Source organism: Litorivivens sp. (assembly GCF_041624475.1).
Lineage (GTDB): Bacteria > Pseudomonadota > Gammaproteobacteria > Pseudomonadales > Spongiibacteraceae > Litorivivens.
In genome coordinates, this window is record NZ_JBFJUX010000005.1 from 149,326 (window position 1) to 163,079 (window position 13,754).

General features: G+C 57.5%; 12 protein-coding genes. 7 read left to right on the plus strand and 5 right to left on the minus strand.

What is annotated here, in order from left to right:
* Positions 1-23 precede the first annotated feature (23 nt).
* Positions 24-1,121, minus strand: coding sequence for an iron-sulfur cluster carrier protein ApbC (gene apbC, locus ABY734_RS08170; RefSeq protein WP_372778484.1), 1,098 nt, complete (start codon positions 1,119-1,121; stop codon positions 24-26).
* Between the two features lie 135 nt (positions 1,122-1,256).
* Between apbC and metG the strand changes: the two genes are divergently transcribed.
* The 7 genes from metG (at position 1,257) to ABY734_RS08205 (ending at position 9,747) form a co-directional block, all read left to right on the plus strand.
* Positions 1,257-3,281, plus strand: coding sequence for a methionine--tRNA ligase (gene metG, locus ABY734_RS08175; RefSeq protein WP_372778485.1), 2,025 nt, complete (start codon positions 1,257-1,259; stop codon positions 3,279-3,281).
* Between the two features lie 545 nt (positions 3,282-3,826).
* On the plus strand, positions 3,827-4,405 hold the full coding sequence (rsxA, locus tag ABY734_RS08180) for an electron transport complex subunit RsxA (RefSeq protein WP_372778486.1): 579 nt from the start codon (positions 3,827-3,829) through the stop codon (positions 4,403-4,405).
* A gap of 9 nt (positions 4,406-4,414) precedes the next feature.
* Positions 4,415-5,050: an electron transport complex subunit RsxB gene (gene rsxB, locus ABY734_RS08185; protein ID WP_372778487.1), complete on the plus strand. Its 636-nt coding sequence runs from the start codon at positions 4,415-4,417 to the stop codon at positions 5,048-5,050.
* Positions 5,047-7,353 carry an electron transport complex subunit RsxC gene (gene rsxC / locus ABY734_RS08190; protein ID WP_372778488.1) on the plus strand — a complete coding sequence of 769 codons (2,307 nt, stop codon included), beginning with the start codon at positions 5,047-5,049 and terminating at the stop codon, positions 7,351-7,353. The genes rsxB and rsxC overlap by 4 nt, the downstream gene beginning before the upstream one ends.
* Before the next feature lie 3 nt (positions 7,354-7,356).
* Positions 7,357-8,400: an electron transport complex subunit RsxD gene (rsxD, locus tag ABY734_RS08195; protein ID WP_372778489.1), complete on the plus strand. Its 1,044-nt coding sequence runs from the start codon at positions 7,357-7,359 to the stop codon at positions 8,398-8,400.
* Entirely contained in the window at positions 8,400-9,041 is a 642-nt protein-coding gene (gene rsxG, locus ABY734_RS08200) for an electron transport complex subunit RsxG (protein WP_372778490.1), read from the plus strand. The genes rsxD and rsxG overlap by 1 nt, the downstream gene beginning before the upstream one ends.
* Positions 9,034-9,747 carry an electron transport complex subunit E gene (locus tag ABY734_RS08205; protein ID WP_372778491.1) on the plus strand — a complete coding sequence of 238 codons (714 nt, stop codon included), beginning with the start codon at positions 9,034-9,036 and terminating at the stop codon, positions 9,745-9,747. The genes rsxG and ABY734_RS08205 overlap by 8 nt, the downstream gene beginning before the upstream one ends.
* Positions 9,748-9,769: 22 nt before the next feature.
* On the opposite strand, the gene ABY734_RS08210 is transcribed toward ABY734_RS08205, so the two are convergent.
* The 4 genes from ABY734_RS08210 to ABY734_RS08225 all read right to left on the minus strand — a co-directional run bounded on the left by ABY734_RS08210 (position 9,770) and on the right by ABY734_RS08225 (position 13,670).
* Positions 9,770-10,819: a proline racemase family protein gene (locus ABY734_RS08210; protein ID WP_372778492.1), complete on the minus strand. Its 1,050-nt coding sequence runs from the start codon at positions 10,817-10,819 to the stop codon at positions 9,770-9,772.
* Positions 10,800-11,915, minus strand: a complete 1,116-nt coding sequence (locus tag ABY734_RS08215) for an alcohol dehydrogenase family protein (RefSeq protein WP_372778493.1) — start codon at positions 11,913-11,915, stop codon at positions 10,800-10,802. Before ABY734_RS08215 ends, ABY734_RS08210 begins: the two co-directional genes overlap by 20 nt.
* 17 nt (positions 11,916-11,932) lie before the next feature.
* Positions 11,933-12,916 carry an ectoine hydroxylase gene (gene thpD, locus ABY734_RS08220; protein WP_372778494.1) on the minus strand — a complete coding sequence of 328 codons (984 nt, stop codon included), beginning with the start codon at positions 12,914-12,916 and terminating at the stop codon, positions 11,933-11,935.
* Between the two features lie 127 nt (positions 12,917-13,043).
* On the minus strand, positions 13,044-13,670 hold the full coding sequence (locus ABY734_RS08225) for a superoxide dismutase (RefSeq protein ID WP_372778495.1): 627 nt from the start codon (positions 13,668-13,670) through the stop codon (positions 13,044-13,046).
* Positions 13,671-13,754 lie beyond the last annotated feature (84 nt).

Below are 13,754 nucleotides of genomic sequence, written 5' to 3' on the forward strand. Positions count from 1 at the left end.
AGCGTCAGACGTCCGCCCCGTTTTCAATCGTTCTTGATCACAATATTCGGAAAAGCCTTGTTCGCCCCGCTGGCCTGACGCCGGGCCAATTCAGCGCCCAGACGAATGGCTACATCGCGGTAAATCATCGCCGTCTCTGACTCCGGCGCTTCGGCGACCACCGGCAGGCCCTTGTCAGCCTGCTCCCGAATTTTCAGGGTCAGAGGCAGCGCGCCGAGCATCGGCACTTTATAGTCGGCTGCGATATTGTCACCGCCCTTTTCGCCAAAGATATGCTCAACGTGCCCACAGTTAGTACACACATGCACTGACATATTTTCGACAATACCCAGCACAGGCACATCCACTTTCTGGAACATCTCGATACCTTTGCGGGCATCCAGCAGCGCAATATCCTGCGGTGTGGTCACGATCACGGCCCCCGTTACCGGCACTTTCTGCGACAGGGTCAACTGGATATCACCGGTACCCGGCGGCATATCAATCACAAGATAATCCAGCTCATCCCAATAGGTCTGATACAAGAGCTGCTGCAGGGCGCCACTGGCCATTGGGCCGCGCCACACCATCGGCGTTTTCTCTGTGACCAGATAACCCATCGACATGGACTGCAGGCCGTGAGCGACGATGGGCTTTAAATAGTTGGTGCCGTGCTGCTCCGGGCGCTGCCCCTCTTTCACACCCAACATCAATTGCTGGCTGGGGCCGTAGATATCCGCATCCAGAATACCGACCTTCGCCCCCTCAGCCGCCAGCGCCAGCGCCAAATTGACCGAGGTAGTGGATTTGCCGACCCCGCCCTTGCCCGAGGCCACGGCAATAACGTTCTTCACCCGCTCCAGATTCTGGGTTTCGCCCACTGCAGCGGTCGCCTGAATCGCAGTTTTCACGGTAAGTTTGCACTTATTTACCCCAGACGCCGCCTGCAGGCACTCGTTGAGCGCCATCTCAATAGCTTCCATCCGTGAGCGGGCCGGAAAATGCAGGGCGACCACCGCCTCAGCACGACTGGCAGACAGGCCCAAGGCTTCCACCGCCCCCACCAGACTCAGCGGCAGATTGATGCCGGGCAGATGGCAGGCAAGCAGCTGCTCGCGCGTACTTTGTTCTATATCAGGCATGGTTGCGTGTCAGGAGGTCAAAATTGGAGGGCGAGTATACGCCCTCACGCCAGCCCCCTCAACGCACACGAGATGCAGGGACGCCGCAAAAAGGCTATAGTACGCCGCCCCGAAAACCGCCAATGTCAGGTAAAAATGTCGAAACGTCAGATACTGGTCACCAGCGCACTGCCCTACGCCAATGGCCCGCTCCACCTCGGCCACTTGCTGGAAACCATCCAGACCGATATCTGGGTGCGCTTCCAGAAACTGCGCGGCCACGACTGCACCTACCTGTGCGCCGACGACGCCCACGGCACGGCCATCATGCTGACAGCCGAGAAGCTGGGCATTACGCCCGAAGAGCAGATCAAGCGTGTTCAGGCGGATCACCAGCGGGATTTCGATGGTTTTCTGATCAACTTCGACAATTACTACACCACCCACTCCCCCGAGTGCGAGCACTACGCTCAGGAAATCTATCAACGCCTGGACGCCAACGGCCATATCGAAAAGCGGGAAATCACCCAGCTGTTCGACCCCGAGAAAAACCTGTTTCTGGCCGATCGCTATATCAAGGGCGCCTGCCCCAAGTGCAAAACTGACGATCAGTACGGCGACAACTGTGAGGCCTGCGGCGCCACCTATACCCCGGCCGACCTGATCAACCCGCGCTCGGTAATCTCCGGCGCCACGCCGATTGAAAAGGCCTCCACCCATTACTTCTTCAAACTGGGTGAATTCACCGATTTTCTGAAACAGTGGACCCGCTCCGACAGCCTCCAGCCGCAGATAGCCAACAAGCTGGGCGAATGGCTGGAAGCCGGCCTGCAATCCTGGGATATCTCCCGCGACGCCCCCTACTTCGGCTTTGAGATACCCGGCGCGCCCGGCAAATATTTTTACGTGTGGCTGGACGCCCCCATCGGCTATATGGCCAGCTGCGCCAACTGGTGTCAGCAGAACGGTCGCAGCTTTGACGAGTTCTGGGCCAAGGACTCCAAGGCCGAGCTTTATCACTTTATCGGCAAGGACATCATCAACTTCCACGGCCTGTTCTGGCCGGCAATGCTGGAGTCGGCAGGTTTCAGAACACCGACCTCAGTCTATGTACACGGCTTTCTGACGGTCAACGGCAAGAAAATGTCGAAGAGTCGGGGCACCTTTATCAAGGCAGCCACTTATCTCAAGCACTTTCAGCCGGAATACCTGCGCTACTACTTTGCCGCCAAACTGTCCGGCGGGGTCGACGACATCGATCTGAGCCTGGAAGACTTTACCCAGCGCGTAAACGCCGACCTGGTGGGCAAGCTGGTCAATATCGCCAGCCGCAGCGCCAAATTTATTCACAAGGGCAACGACGGCAAACTGAGCAGCGAGCTGCATAATCCCGAGCTCTGGCAGCGCGTCACCGGCAAGAGTGACGAAATTGCAGGCTTTTTTGACCAGCGCGAGTACAGCCGGGCCGTGCGCGAGATCATGGCGCTGGCTGATGCGGTAAACGAGTACTTCGACGCCGAAGAGCCCTGGAAAACGGCGAAAAGCGAAGATACCGCTCAGCAGGCGGTCGCCGTCAGCTCCCAGTGCGTGAACCTGTTCAGGGTTCTGATGACCTATCTGAAACCGGTGGTGCCGGCACTGGCCGAGCAGGCCGAAGCCTTCCTGAATTGCGAACTGCGCTGGGACGGCGAATTTGCGCCGCTGCTGGATCACAAGATCGAAAAATTCAAGGCGATGATGACCCGGGTCGACAGTGACACCGTCGATAAAATGCTGGAAGAGAGCCGCGAAGAAGCAGCCGCCGTCCAGCAGGCCGCCCCGAAAAAAGCGCCCAGGAAAACCGAGTCAGCCAGCGCAGAAATTGAGTTCGACGACTTTGCCAAAGTGGACCTGCGCATCGCTGAAATCGCCAATGCCGAATACGTTGAAGGCGCAGACAAGCTGCTGAAACTGACCCTGAATGTGGGCAACGAGACCCGTCAGGTGTTTTCCGGCATTCGCGGCGCTTATGAGCCCGAGCAGCTGATCGGCAAGCTCACCGTGCTGGTCGCCAACCTGAAACCCCGTAAAATGCGTTTTGGCATCTCAGAGGGTATGGTGCTGGCAGCCGGGCCGGGTGGGAAAGATATATACTTGCTGGAGCCGCACGAGGGCGCCAAGCCGGGGATGCAGGTGAAGTAGGCCCTCACCCCAACCCTCTCCCAGAGGGAGAGGGGGCCACCGATTCAACAAGGAGGGTACCCTCTCCCTCTGGGAGAGGGACAGGGTGAGGGAGTTTTTACGCCAGAAGCGCTTTAACACTCCCCAAACGGCCGATTTTGCCAGTCCTTTCAAGGACTTTTAAATTGAACGCTTGTTCGAAATAAAATAGACTAACCGCCTGTTTTTTGAGCTTTGCTCACTGGAGGCACCACAGATCAAGTGGGCGGCATCTCAGGCATTGCGTGTGATTCACCTGCGAGACGCTGTTGTGCAGGAAGGCTGGTTGCCTTTCCAGCGACAGCAACGAAGCAGGGGCATCACACGCAATGCCCCTTCGGGCGAACCCCAGCCACACGCTGGCTGCGTTGCGCAGCTTGGCAAGGGCACCCAGCCTTGCACTTCGCTGCGCGCCTTGCCAGCGTGTGGCTGGGTTTCGCTGAGATGCTGCCCACTTGGTCTGCGGTGCCTCTACGGGTATTTACCCACCGCGCGCACAACTTACACACTCATCGTCGAGGCCCACGATGTTGGCGGACTATTCTGTTCTGTTGATCAGCGCCATTCTGGTCAACAATTTCGTACTGGTACAGTTCCTGGGACTGTGCCCCTTCATGGGCGTTTCCAACAAACTGGAAACCGCCATCGGCATGTCCAGCGCCACCACCTTCGTGCTCACGCTGGCCTCCATCTGCAGCTGGCTGACCTATGAATGGCTGCTGGTGCCGCTGGGGCTGGAATACCTGCGCACCATCTCCTTCATTCTCGTTATCGCGGTAGTGGTGCAGTTCACCGAAATGGTGGTCCGCAAAACCAGCCCCCTGCTCTACAAAGTGCTCGGCGTCTTTCTGCCCCTGATCACCACCAACTGCGCGGTGCTGGGTGTCGCCCTGCTCAACATCAACAAAGAACACAGCTTCGTCGAGTCTGCCCTCTACGGCTTTGGCGCTGCCGCCGGTTTTTCGCTGGTTCTCGTGCTGTTTGCCGCCATGCGCGAGCGCCTAGCGGTAGCTGACGTGCCCCAACCCTTTCAAGGCCCTGCCATCGGCATGGTAACGGCTGGCCTGATGTCGCTGGCCTTTATGGGCTTTGCGGGTCTGGTGTAGGAGGCTGTGATGATTGAACTGCTGTCCCAACACCCCTTTATCGCCGCCCTCGGTTCATTGGCCTTGCTCGGCCTCGCCTTTGGCTCCCTGCTCGGGTTTGCTGCGGTCAAATTCAAGACCGAAGGCGACCCGATTGCCGACCAGGTTGAAGCCCTGCTGCCGCAGACCCAGTGCGGCCAGTGCGGCTACCCCGGCTGCCGCCCCTACGCCGAGGCCATTGCTCAAGGCGACGCTATAAACAAATGCCCCCCCGGCGGCGAAACGACGATCAACGCGCTGGCCGACCTGCTGGATGTGGAAGCTCTGCCGCTGGACGCCGAAGAAGAAAGCGTGCCCTCGGTCGCTTATATCCGCGAAGACGAGTGCATCGGCTGCACCAAGTGCATTCAGGCCTGCCCGGTAGACGCCATTGTTGGCGCCGCCAAACACATGCATACCGTGGTCGCCAGCGAATGCACCGGCTGCGATCTCTGCGTGGAGCCCTGCCCGGTGGATTGCATCGACATGATTCCGCTGCCCACCACCGTGCAGAACTGGAGCTGGGAACTGCCCCCCTCTGCCGAAGAAGCCATTACCGAAGACCTGATTGCGACTGACCGCGGCAATTCCGGTGAAGACAGCAAGGATAGAGATCAGGCCGCATGAGAAAAATCTGGGATATTCACGGCGGCGTTCACCCGCCGGAAAACAAGACACAATCGCTGCAGCGCGGCATTGAAAATGCGGGCATTCCACCCGTTCTGGTACACCCGCTGTCCCAACATATCGGCGCACCGGCAGCGCCCATCGTTGAAGTGGGCCAGAGCGTGCTGAAAGGCCAGATGATCGCCGAAGCCAAGGGCTTTGTTAGCGTACCCGTGCACGCCGCCAGTTCCGGCACCGTCAGCGCCATTGAGCATCGGGAAATTCCACATCCTTCGGGTCTGCTTGCGCCCTGCATCGTAATAGACACTGACGGCAAAGACGAGTGGATCGAACTCGATCCGGTAGACGACTACACTGCGCTGGAGAAAGCCGACCTGCTGCACCGGATTCGCGATTGCGGCATTGCCGGCATGGGCGGCGCCGGCTTTCCCTCTGCAGTAAAACTCAGCACCCGCGATGATGCGGTGATCGATACGCTGATTATCAATGGCACAGAGTGCGAGCCCTATATCACTGCCGACGACATGCTGATGCGTGAGCGCGCGGATCAGATCATTGCCGGCATTAAAATCCTCCAGCATCTGATTCAGCCCACCGAGCAAACGCTGATAGGCGTCGAGGACAACAAGCCGGAAGGCATCGCCGCACTGCGCCAAGCGGCCGAAGACAGCAATATTGAAATCGTGGTGTTTCCCACCAAATATCCCTCGGGCGGCGAAAAGCAGCTGATCCAGATCCTGACGGGCCGTGAAGTACCTTCCGGCGGCCTGCCGGCAGACGTGGGCATTGTTTGCCAGAACATCGGCACCACCGTCGCCATTCATCGGGCGGTACAGTTCGGCGAGCCGCTGATTTCCCGCATCACCACGGTAACCGGAGAGGCGTGCAGCGCTCCCGGTAACTTTGAAGTGCTGCTGGGCACCCCCGTAGATTACCTGCTCAAACTCGGCGGTTTTAACCAGCAGCAGTGTCTTCGCCTAGTGATGGGCGGGCCGATGATGGGCTTCACCCTGAAAGACACCTCAGTGCCAGTGGTGAAAACCACTAACTGTCTGCTGGCGCCGACAACAGAAGAGCTGCCGCCACCACCGCCGGCACAGGCCTGTATTCGCTGCGGCCTGTGCGCAGAGGCCTGCCCGGTTTCACTGCTGCCCCAGCAGATGTACTGGTTCGCCCGTGGCAAGGAATACGAAAAGCTCGAAGACCACAACCTGTTTGATTGCATCGAATGCGGCGCCTGCTCCTACGCCTGCCCCAGCAATATTCCGCTGGTGCAGTACTACCGCGCTTCCAAAGCGGAAATTCGCAAGCAGCAGCAGGAAAAGGTGAAATCCGAACACGCCAAGGCGCGCTTTGAAGCACGGCAGCTGCGCATCGAACGCGAAGAGGCGGAAAAAGAAGCCCGCCGCAAAGCCCGCCAGGAAGCCGCCAAGAAAAAAGCCGCCGCTGGCAAAGACCCGATCAAGGCAGCACAGGAAAAAGCTGCCGCGCCTGCGGTCGACCCGGCACAAGCTGCTATTGAGAAAGCCATGGCCAAGCGCAGCGGCGAGGCTCCGCAGGAAAGCAGTGAGGAAACACTGGCGCGCCTGCAAAAAGCCGTAGAAACTGCCGAAAAGCGCCTCGAAAGCGCCAGCGCTAAACTCAAGGAAGCAGAAGCCGCCGACGCGCCGAACCTGGGTGCCCTGCAAACCGCCCATGAACGCATGACCGAAAAGCTGGCCAAGGCAAAAGAAGAACTGCAACAGCACCAGCAGGTCTCCTCCGGCGCTTCGGACACTAACGATCCTGCGGCTGCAGCCATTGCCCGTGCCCAGGCAGCCCGCGCCAGCAAGGAAGACAAAAGCCCGCTGGAAAAAGCCCAGGAGCAGGTGGCGTCGCTGGAAAAACGCCTCACCAAATCCGAGCAGAAACTGGCTGAAGCCAAGGAAAGCGGCTCCGACACCGCCGAGGTGCTGGAGCAATCCACCGCCAAACTGCGCGAAAAACTCGATGCCGCCCGCGCCGAGCTGGCGCAGATATCCGAAAGCGAAGCACCGGTGGCCGCAGCGGCCTCCACCAACGATCCGGCCCAGCTCGCCATCGAAAAAGCCATGGCCGCGCGGGAAGCGGCCGCCAAGCTGAGCCCGGAAGACAAAGCCCGAAAGGCACTGGAGTCGCTTGAAGCACGCGTGGAAAAAACCCGCGCCAAACTGGCAGAAGCCGAAGAAAGTGGTGCCGACACCGTTGAAGTACTGCGCGATACCCTCGCCAAGCTCGAAGACAAGCTGGCCGAGGCGCGCAAGGATGCAGGAGTTGAGGGATAAAATATGGCCTTGTTAACCGTCAGCTCACCCCACGCCCACGGGCCCATGAGTACGGCCACCGTCATGCGACTGGTGCTGCTCTCAACCCTGCCCGGCGTCTTCGCTCTCACGTATTTTTTCGGCTTCGGCACCCTCAGCAATATTTTGCTGGCCTCCTTGCTCGCACTGGGCATGGAAGCGCTGATACTGAAAATTCGCAAACGTCCCATCGGTTTTTACCTGAACGACTGCAGCGCACTGGTGACCGCCGTGCTGCTGGGCATTGCCCTGCCCCCGGCCTCGCCCTGGTGGATTCTAGCCGTCGGCATACTGTTTGCCATCGTCTTTGCCAAGCACCTCTACGGCGGCATGGGCTATAACCCCTTTAATCCGGCGATGGTCGGCTATGTGGTCTTGCTGATTTCCTTCCCGGTGCAAATGACCAGCTGGGTCGCGCCCATCGGCACCTTTAACGGAGAAGTGCTCGGCCCCATCGACGCGCTGATGCGCACCTTCAGTTTCAGTGGGGTCGATGCGGTCACCATGGCAACACCGCTCGATGTGCTCAAACAGAATAACTCGCTGCTGGTTGAAGACCTGTGGGCGAGCAACAGCCAGTTTGGCACACTGGCCGGTGTCGGTTGGGAGTGGGCCAATGTCGGCTTCCTTCTGGGCGGGCTATACCTGCTGTATCGCCGGGTTTTTACCTGGCACGCGCCGATCAGCATGCTGATGTCGCTTACCCTGCTGTCGGCCCTGTTTTACGACGGCGGCAGCTCCGCCTCCGGCGGTTCGCCCCTGTTTCACCTGTTCAGCGGTGCAACGATGCTCGGCGCCTTTTTTATTGTCACCGACCCGGTAACGTCTGCCGTATCGAACAAAGGCCGAATTATCTACGGTGCCTGTATCGGTATTCTGGTCTACCTGATTCGCGTCTGGGGCAACTACCCCGACGCCATCGCCTTCTCGGTGCTGCTGATGAACTTCGCCGCTCCGCTGCTGGATCACTACACCCAGCCGCGCACCTATGGACACAAGAAGAAAAACCTGCAGAAGGAGGCTGACTGATGTTAGGACAATCAATTAGCCGCAACAGCCTTCTGCTGGGTCTTTTCGCGGCCTTTACCAGTGCCATTATTGCAAGCACCTACCTCGGCAGCCGCGACCAGATCAAGGCCAACATTCGCGCCGCCGAAGAAAAAGCTCTGCTGCAGATTATTTCCGAAGATCGCCACGATAATTCCATGCTCGACAATACGGTCGCTACCGACAATGTCGAGCTGCTGGGTCTGCGTGAAAGCAAGGACATCTACCTCGCAACACAAGACGGCCAGTTCGTCGGCGCGATCATTCCCGCTACCTCCCGTGAGGGCTACACCGGCGATATCGACCTGATTGTCGGCGTCAATCGCGACGGCAGCATCGCCGGCGTGCGGGTATTATCCCACCGTGAAACGCCCGGGCTGGGCGACGCGGTGGAGCGCAAGAAAAGCGATTGGGTTGACAGCTTTATCGGCAAAAGTCTGAACAATCCACAACCGGCTCAGTGGGGTGTGACGAAAGACGGCGGTGTATTCGATACCTTTACCGGCGCCACCATTACTCCGCGTGCGGTGACTGGCGCAGTATATAAAGCCTTGCAGTATTTCGATCAAAACCGCGACCATCTGATTGCGAGCGCGGAAAAGGAGATAAGCGGCGATGAGTGACACAAACTACCGCGACCTGTCCCTGAACGGCTTGTGGAAAAACAACCCGGCCATCGTTCAACTGCTGGGCCTGTGCCCCCTGCTGGCGGTCACCGGCACGGTGGTGAACTCACTCGGTATGGCGCTGGCAACGCTGTTTGTGTTGCTGGCCTCCAGCACCTCGGTCTCGCTGATTCGCGGCTTTGTGTCGGATGCCGTGCGTCTGCCTGCCTTCGTCATGATCATCGCCTCGGCAGTGACCTGCACCGAACTGCTGATGCAAGCCTATACCTACGAGCTGTTTCAGATCCTCGGGATTTTTCTGCCACTGATCACAACCAACTGTTTGATTCTGGGCCGCGCCGATGCCTTCGCCAGCAAGAACAGCCTTGGCCCGGCGATGGTAGACGGGCTGATGATGGGGCTGGGCTTTGGCGTTATTCTCGTGGTACTGGGTGCCCTGCGCGAGCTGGTCGGTACCGGGGCACTGTTTGCCAATATGGATCTGCTGTTCGGTGAAGGCGCTAAAAGCTGGAAAATTGTTTTCTTCAAAGACTACAACCAGTTTCTGGTGGCCATTCTGCCGCCCGGTGCCTTTATCGTTACCGGGCTTATTATCGCCGTAAAAAACATGATCGACGACGGTATCAAAAAGCGCGAAGCGGCGCGTACCGCAGGGCAACCCAAGGAGAGCCGCCGAGTGCGGGTTACCGGCAATATCAGCTAGCTCAAACTGCCAAGAGGCCGCCTCACGCGGCCTCGGTCGACAACACCAGCCCCAGATCGCCCTCTTCAATCAGGGGATCATCCAGATCCACCACAATTCTCGAATGTGCCAGGGTTCTTGCCCTGCCGGTGATATGGCTGTGCAAACCTTTGTTCGAACCAACTCTGGCTTCGCCCAACACCGTGCCACAAAAAACACTGCCCCGCGGCGAGCACGTTTCCAGCCACTGCCCCTGCGCGATTTCGCCACGATCGTCCAACTGCGCTAGTCGGGCCGATGTGCCAGTACCGGTTGGGCTGCGACAGATAACACCCGGATGCACATAGGTAGCTGAGGGCGATTCGAAACCCTCCTTGCCCTTAGCACGGGTCGGGCCGCAGAAGTGTAAAAAGGAAAGCGTCGGGTTATCGTCAAAGTCCGGGTGGGCCAGCTGAAAATCCTGATTCACCGTTTTAACAAAGCGATCACCAAAGGCTGCCAGCTCCACCTCCTCTTCGCGCTGGAGTTCAAATCCTAGCGGCTCGGAATCCACCAGCGCATAAAACGCACCGCTCCATACCAGGTCGTAGCGAATCTCGCCAAAGTGCGGCAGCTTAACCCTGCAATCACGTTCAGCTACAAAGGCCGGTTCGCCCTGAGTCGTAATCGAGTCCACTCTGCTGTTTCTTATCCGCGCCTTGATATGGGCAAGGCCTGCCGGGGACTCCAGCACCAGAGGCTGCTCGCCATCGCCCTTCATGGGTACTAAGCCACTTTCCAGCACTGCGGTAGCAGTGCATATGGTGTTGGACCCGGAGTACATGGGGTAACCCATCGCTTCCATGATGATGTAGCCGGCAGCTGCCTTGGGAGAACAAGGGCGCGTCACCAAATTGACAGACATATGCGGATCGCCATAGGGCTCCGACAACAACAGCCGGCGCAAGCCATCGCCGTGACTCTCGATATAGCGCATCTGCTCTCGCACCGACTGCCCCGGCAAGTCACCGACGCCGCCAACCACGATGCGACTCACATCGCCGCCACTGTGCATATCGATTAACTCAAGCGTTCTAATCCGACTCTGCTGCATAGGGCGCTCCTATTCGTTCCCATTTTGAATCGGGTACGACAACCAGATTGCCGATAAAACCTTTTGCCATGAAATCTTTCTGCGCCTGATGGAATTCAGACAACCGATAGGTGCGATGCAACAGCGGCTTTATCTCGCCGCTTTCAATGTATTTGAGCAAGCGCCGAAAGGCCTTGCGAGTACCCTGCGATGATCCGTGCAACTCCAGCTGCTTTAGATACATGGTACGCAAATCCAGTGGTACTACCGGCCCCGCAATGGCCCCGGCAGTGGTATAGCGCCCTTCCGGCCGCAGAATTCTCAGCAGGTCGTTGAACATATCACCGCCCACCAGATCGGCAACCACATCAATGGGCTTTCCTTGACTTACTTCGTTTGCCGCATCAACCAAGTCGCCGCCATTGCGGGTAATAACCCCCTCCGCGCCAATCGCCGTCATGGCCTTTTCTTTACCCAATGCGGTAACCGCGTAGGGGATAGCGCCGCGTGCCCGGCACAGCTGGATCAGCCCGGAGCCAACACCGCCGGAAGCGCCTGTAATCAGTACTCGCTCATTCTCAGCAACCCGGGCCCGATCCAGCATGTGCTCTGCAGTCAGGTAAGCACAGCAAAAGGTCGCCAACTGCGCATCATCCAGATCACTGTCGATGGTGTGGGCATTTTCCGCTGGCACCGTCGTGTACTCAGCATAGCCGCCGTCCCGGCCATGTCCGATATAGTCAATATCAGCAAGGCTGTCATCGCCTTCCGGCCTGTTATACAGGCTGAAATCTACAACAACCCGCTGGCCGATTCTGGACTCAGGCACTCCATCACCCACGGCAGCGATGTAACCGACCGTGTCAGTTCCTTGTATCCGGGGAAAGGTCAGGGTAGAACGGCCCCGACGCCAGGTAGAAACCGAATTGGGATCGGTTTCCGTACCGTAAGCCCCCTTGCGCACCCACACATCGGTATTGTTCATACCACAGGCACTGACCTCTACAAGCACTTCACCCGCCTCCGGCGCCGGCACGGCGACGTCGTCACGGTATTCCAGCTGATCCAGTTCGCCGTGCCCTTTCAGCAACACGGCTTTCATCGTCCGAGGCAACATTCAGTTCTCCTTCAGATTCAGTTTGTGAAAACGTTGTGCTCCATCTCTGGTTCGTACGGCGCCTCACCGTTTATTGGCGCTGGCACCGCTGGCTCCACTGCGTCGTCACGCATTGTCAGGGGGCTGGCGCGGTTACGGGTCGCCAGAAATTCCGGCCGCGGCTGCAACCCGCAGTAAGGTTTTTGCATCTGGTTTTCTACGCTGTTGTAGACAAAAAACAGATTCGCCCGACTCCAGGGCGACATATTCATATTGGAGGCATGCAGGGTATTGCACTCGAACAGCAACAACGAACCAGGTGGACCTTTCGGTGCCTGTATCCCGCCTCGATTTGCCAACCACCGAAGCGCTGATTTTTCCGGCACACCGAGGCGCTGTTTTTTAAGAGAGTCTTTCCAATTATCTTCCGGTGTTCTATCAATGCAAGGCACAAAGAACTGATGCGACCCAGGAATCAGCATAAGCGGACCATTAAATTCGTTGTTCTCTGTAAGCAGAATAGACGCCGACACGGCACGCATCCGCGGCATCCCGTCTTCAGAATGCCAGGTTTCGAAATCCGAATGCCAGTCAAAGCCACCTCCCTGAAAACCAAACTTGTCGTTGATTCTCGACTGATGCAGATAGACATCACTGCCCAGCAATTGCTGCACCATGCCTAGAATACGAGGGTCGCGTGTCAGATTGGAAAAACGCTGGGAAAGAGTGTGCATGGAAAAAACGGAGCGCAGTTCGCCATTGGCGGGATCGGCGATTACGCGATCAGAATTCATCGCCTCGCTGTCACGTGCTAACGCCGCCAGCTCATCAAAAAACGGTTCTACTCGCTCGCGTCCAAAAAAGCCTTCAAACCACAAAAACCCATCGCGCTCGTAGCGCGACAGTGCGCATTCATCCAAAGGGCCGTGCCAGCGAAAACGTGCACTTGAATGTACGACCGGGTCAAGCCTGGGAAAAGGTTCCAGCGGCTCTCCGCGCCGCGTAGGGTAAGCATCTTGCATAGTTTCTCCTTACAATTTGGTCCTTTGTCCTCCTTGTGAATTACCCCACGAAAGATGCGCTAGAAACACATCCAAAAAAAAAGGGGAGTCACGCTCCCCTTTACTGACCTATGCTACCGATCGCCCATCAGGCCGCAAACTTAAACTGAGTCGCCGCCCGCTCGGGGTTGGCAAAGTTTTCTTCTACAAATTTCCAGTTGACGATATTCCAGATGGCCTCGAGATATTTCGGCCGCGCATTGCGGTAGTCTATGTAGTAGGCATGCTCCCAGACATCAACGGTCAGCAGAGGTACATATCGGTCACCGGCTATCGGCGTATCTGCATCGTCGGTATTGATGATTTCGAGCTTTTTGTCCTGACTATTAACTTTCACCAGCCAGGTCCAGCCCGAACCGAAATTGGCCGCAGCCTTGGCGTTGAACTCTTCCTTGAATTTCTCAATAGAACCGAAGCAGTGCTCGATACACGATTTCAGTTCGCCACTCGGCCCGCTCCCAGCTTCCGGGCTAAGACAGTGCCAATAAAAAGTATGGTTCCAGACCTGAGCCGCCTGATTGAACAATTTTCCATCGGCACTTTTAACAATATCTTCAAGATCGCGCTTTTCATCGTCTGTGTCTTTCACCAGATCATTCAGGGTATCGACGTATTTCTGATGATGTTTCCCATAGTGAAATTCCAAAGTCTCTTTTGAGATATGGGGCTCAAGCGCGTTTTTTTCGTACGGAAGGTCTGGCAGTGTAAAGCTCACGATAATCCTCCTTCTCCGTTTGAATAAGTGTCTCAACTCACTCCGACAACAGTCAGACGAGAAGTTGCACAACCATTAGCGCGG

Coding starts and splice junctions, on each gene's coding strand:
- metG (WP_372778485.1), top strand. CDS start 1,257: ATGTCGAAACGTCAGATACTGGTCACCAGCGCACTGCCCTACGCCAAT.
- apbC (WP_372778484.1), bottom strand. CDS start 1,121: ATGCCTGATATAGAACAAAGTACGCGCGAGCAGCTGCTTGCCTGCCAT.
- ABY734_RS08205 (WP_372778491.1), top strand. CDS start 9,034: ATGAGTGACACAAACTACCGCGACCTGTCCCTGAACGGCTTGTGGAAA.
- rsxA (WP_372778486.1), top strand. CDS start 3,827: ATGTTGGCGGACTATTCTGTTCTGTTGATCAGCGCCATTCTGGTCAAC.
- rsxD (WP_372778489.1), top strand. CDS start 7,357: ATGGCCTTGTTAACCGTCAGCTCACCCCACGCCCACGGGCCCATGAGT.
- thpD (WP_372778494.1), bottom strand. CDS start 12,916: ATGCAAGATGCTTACCCTACGCGGCGCGGAGAGCCGCTGGAACCTTTT.
- rsxG (WP_372778490.1), top strand. CDS start 8,400: ATGTTAGGACAATCAATTAGCCGCAACAGCCTTCTGCTGGGTCTTTTC.
- rsxB (WP_372778487.1), top strand. CDS start 4,415: ATGATTGAACTGCTGTCCCAACACCCCTTTATCGCCGCCCTCGGTTCA.
- ABY734_RS08210 (WP_372778492.1), bottom strand. CDS start 10,819: ATGCAGCAGAGTCGGATTAGAACGCTTGAGTTAATCGATATGCACAGT.
- ABY734_RS08215 (WP_372778493.1), bottom strand. CDS start 11,915: ATGTTGCCTCGGACGATGAAAGCCGTGTTGCTGAAAGGGCACGGCGAA.
- rsxC (WP_372778488.1), top strand. CDS start 5,047: ATGAGAAAAATCTGGGATATTCACGGCGGCGTTCACCCGCCGGAAAAC.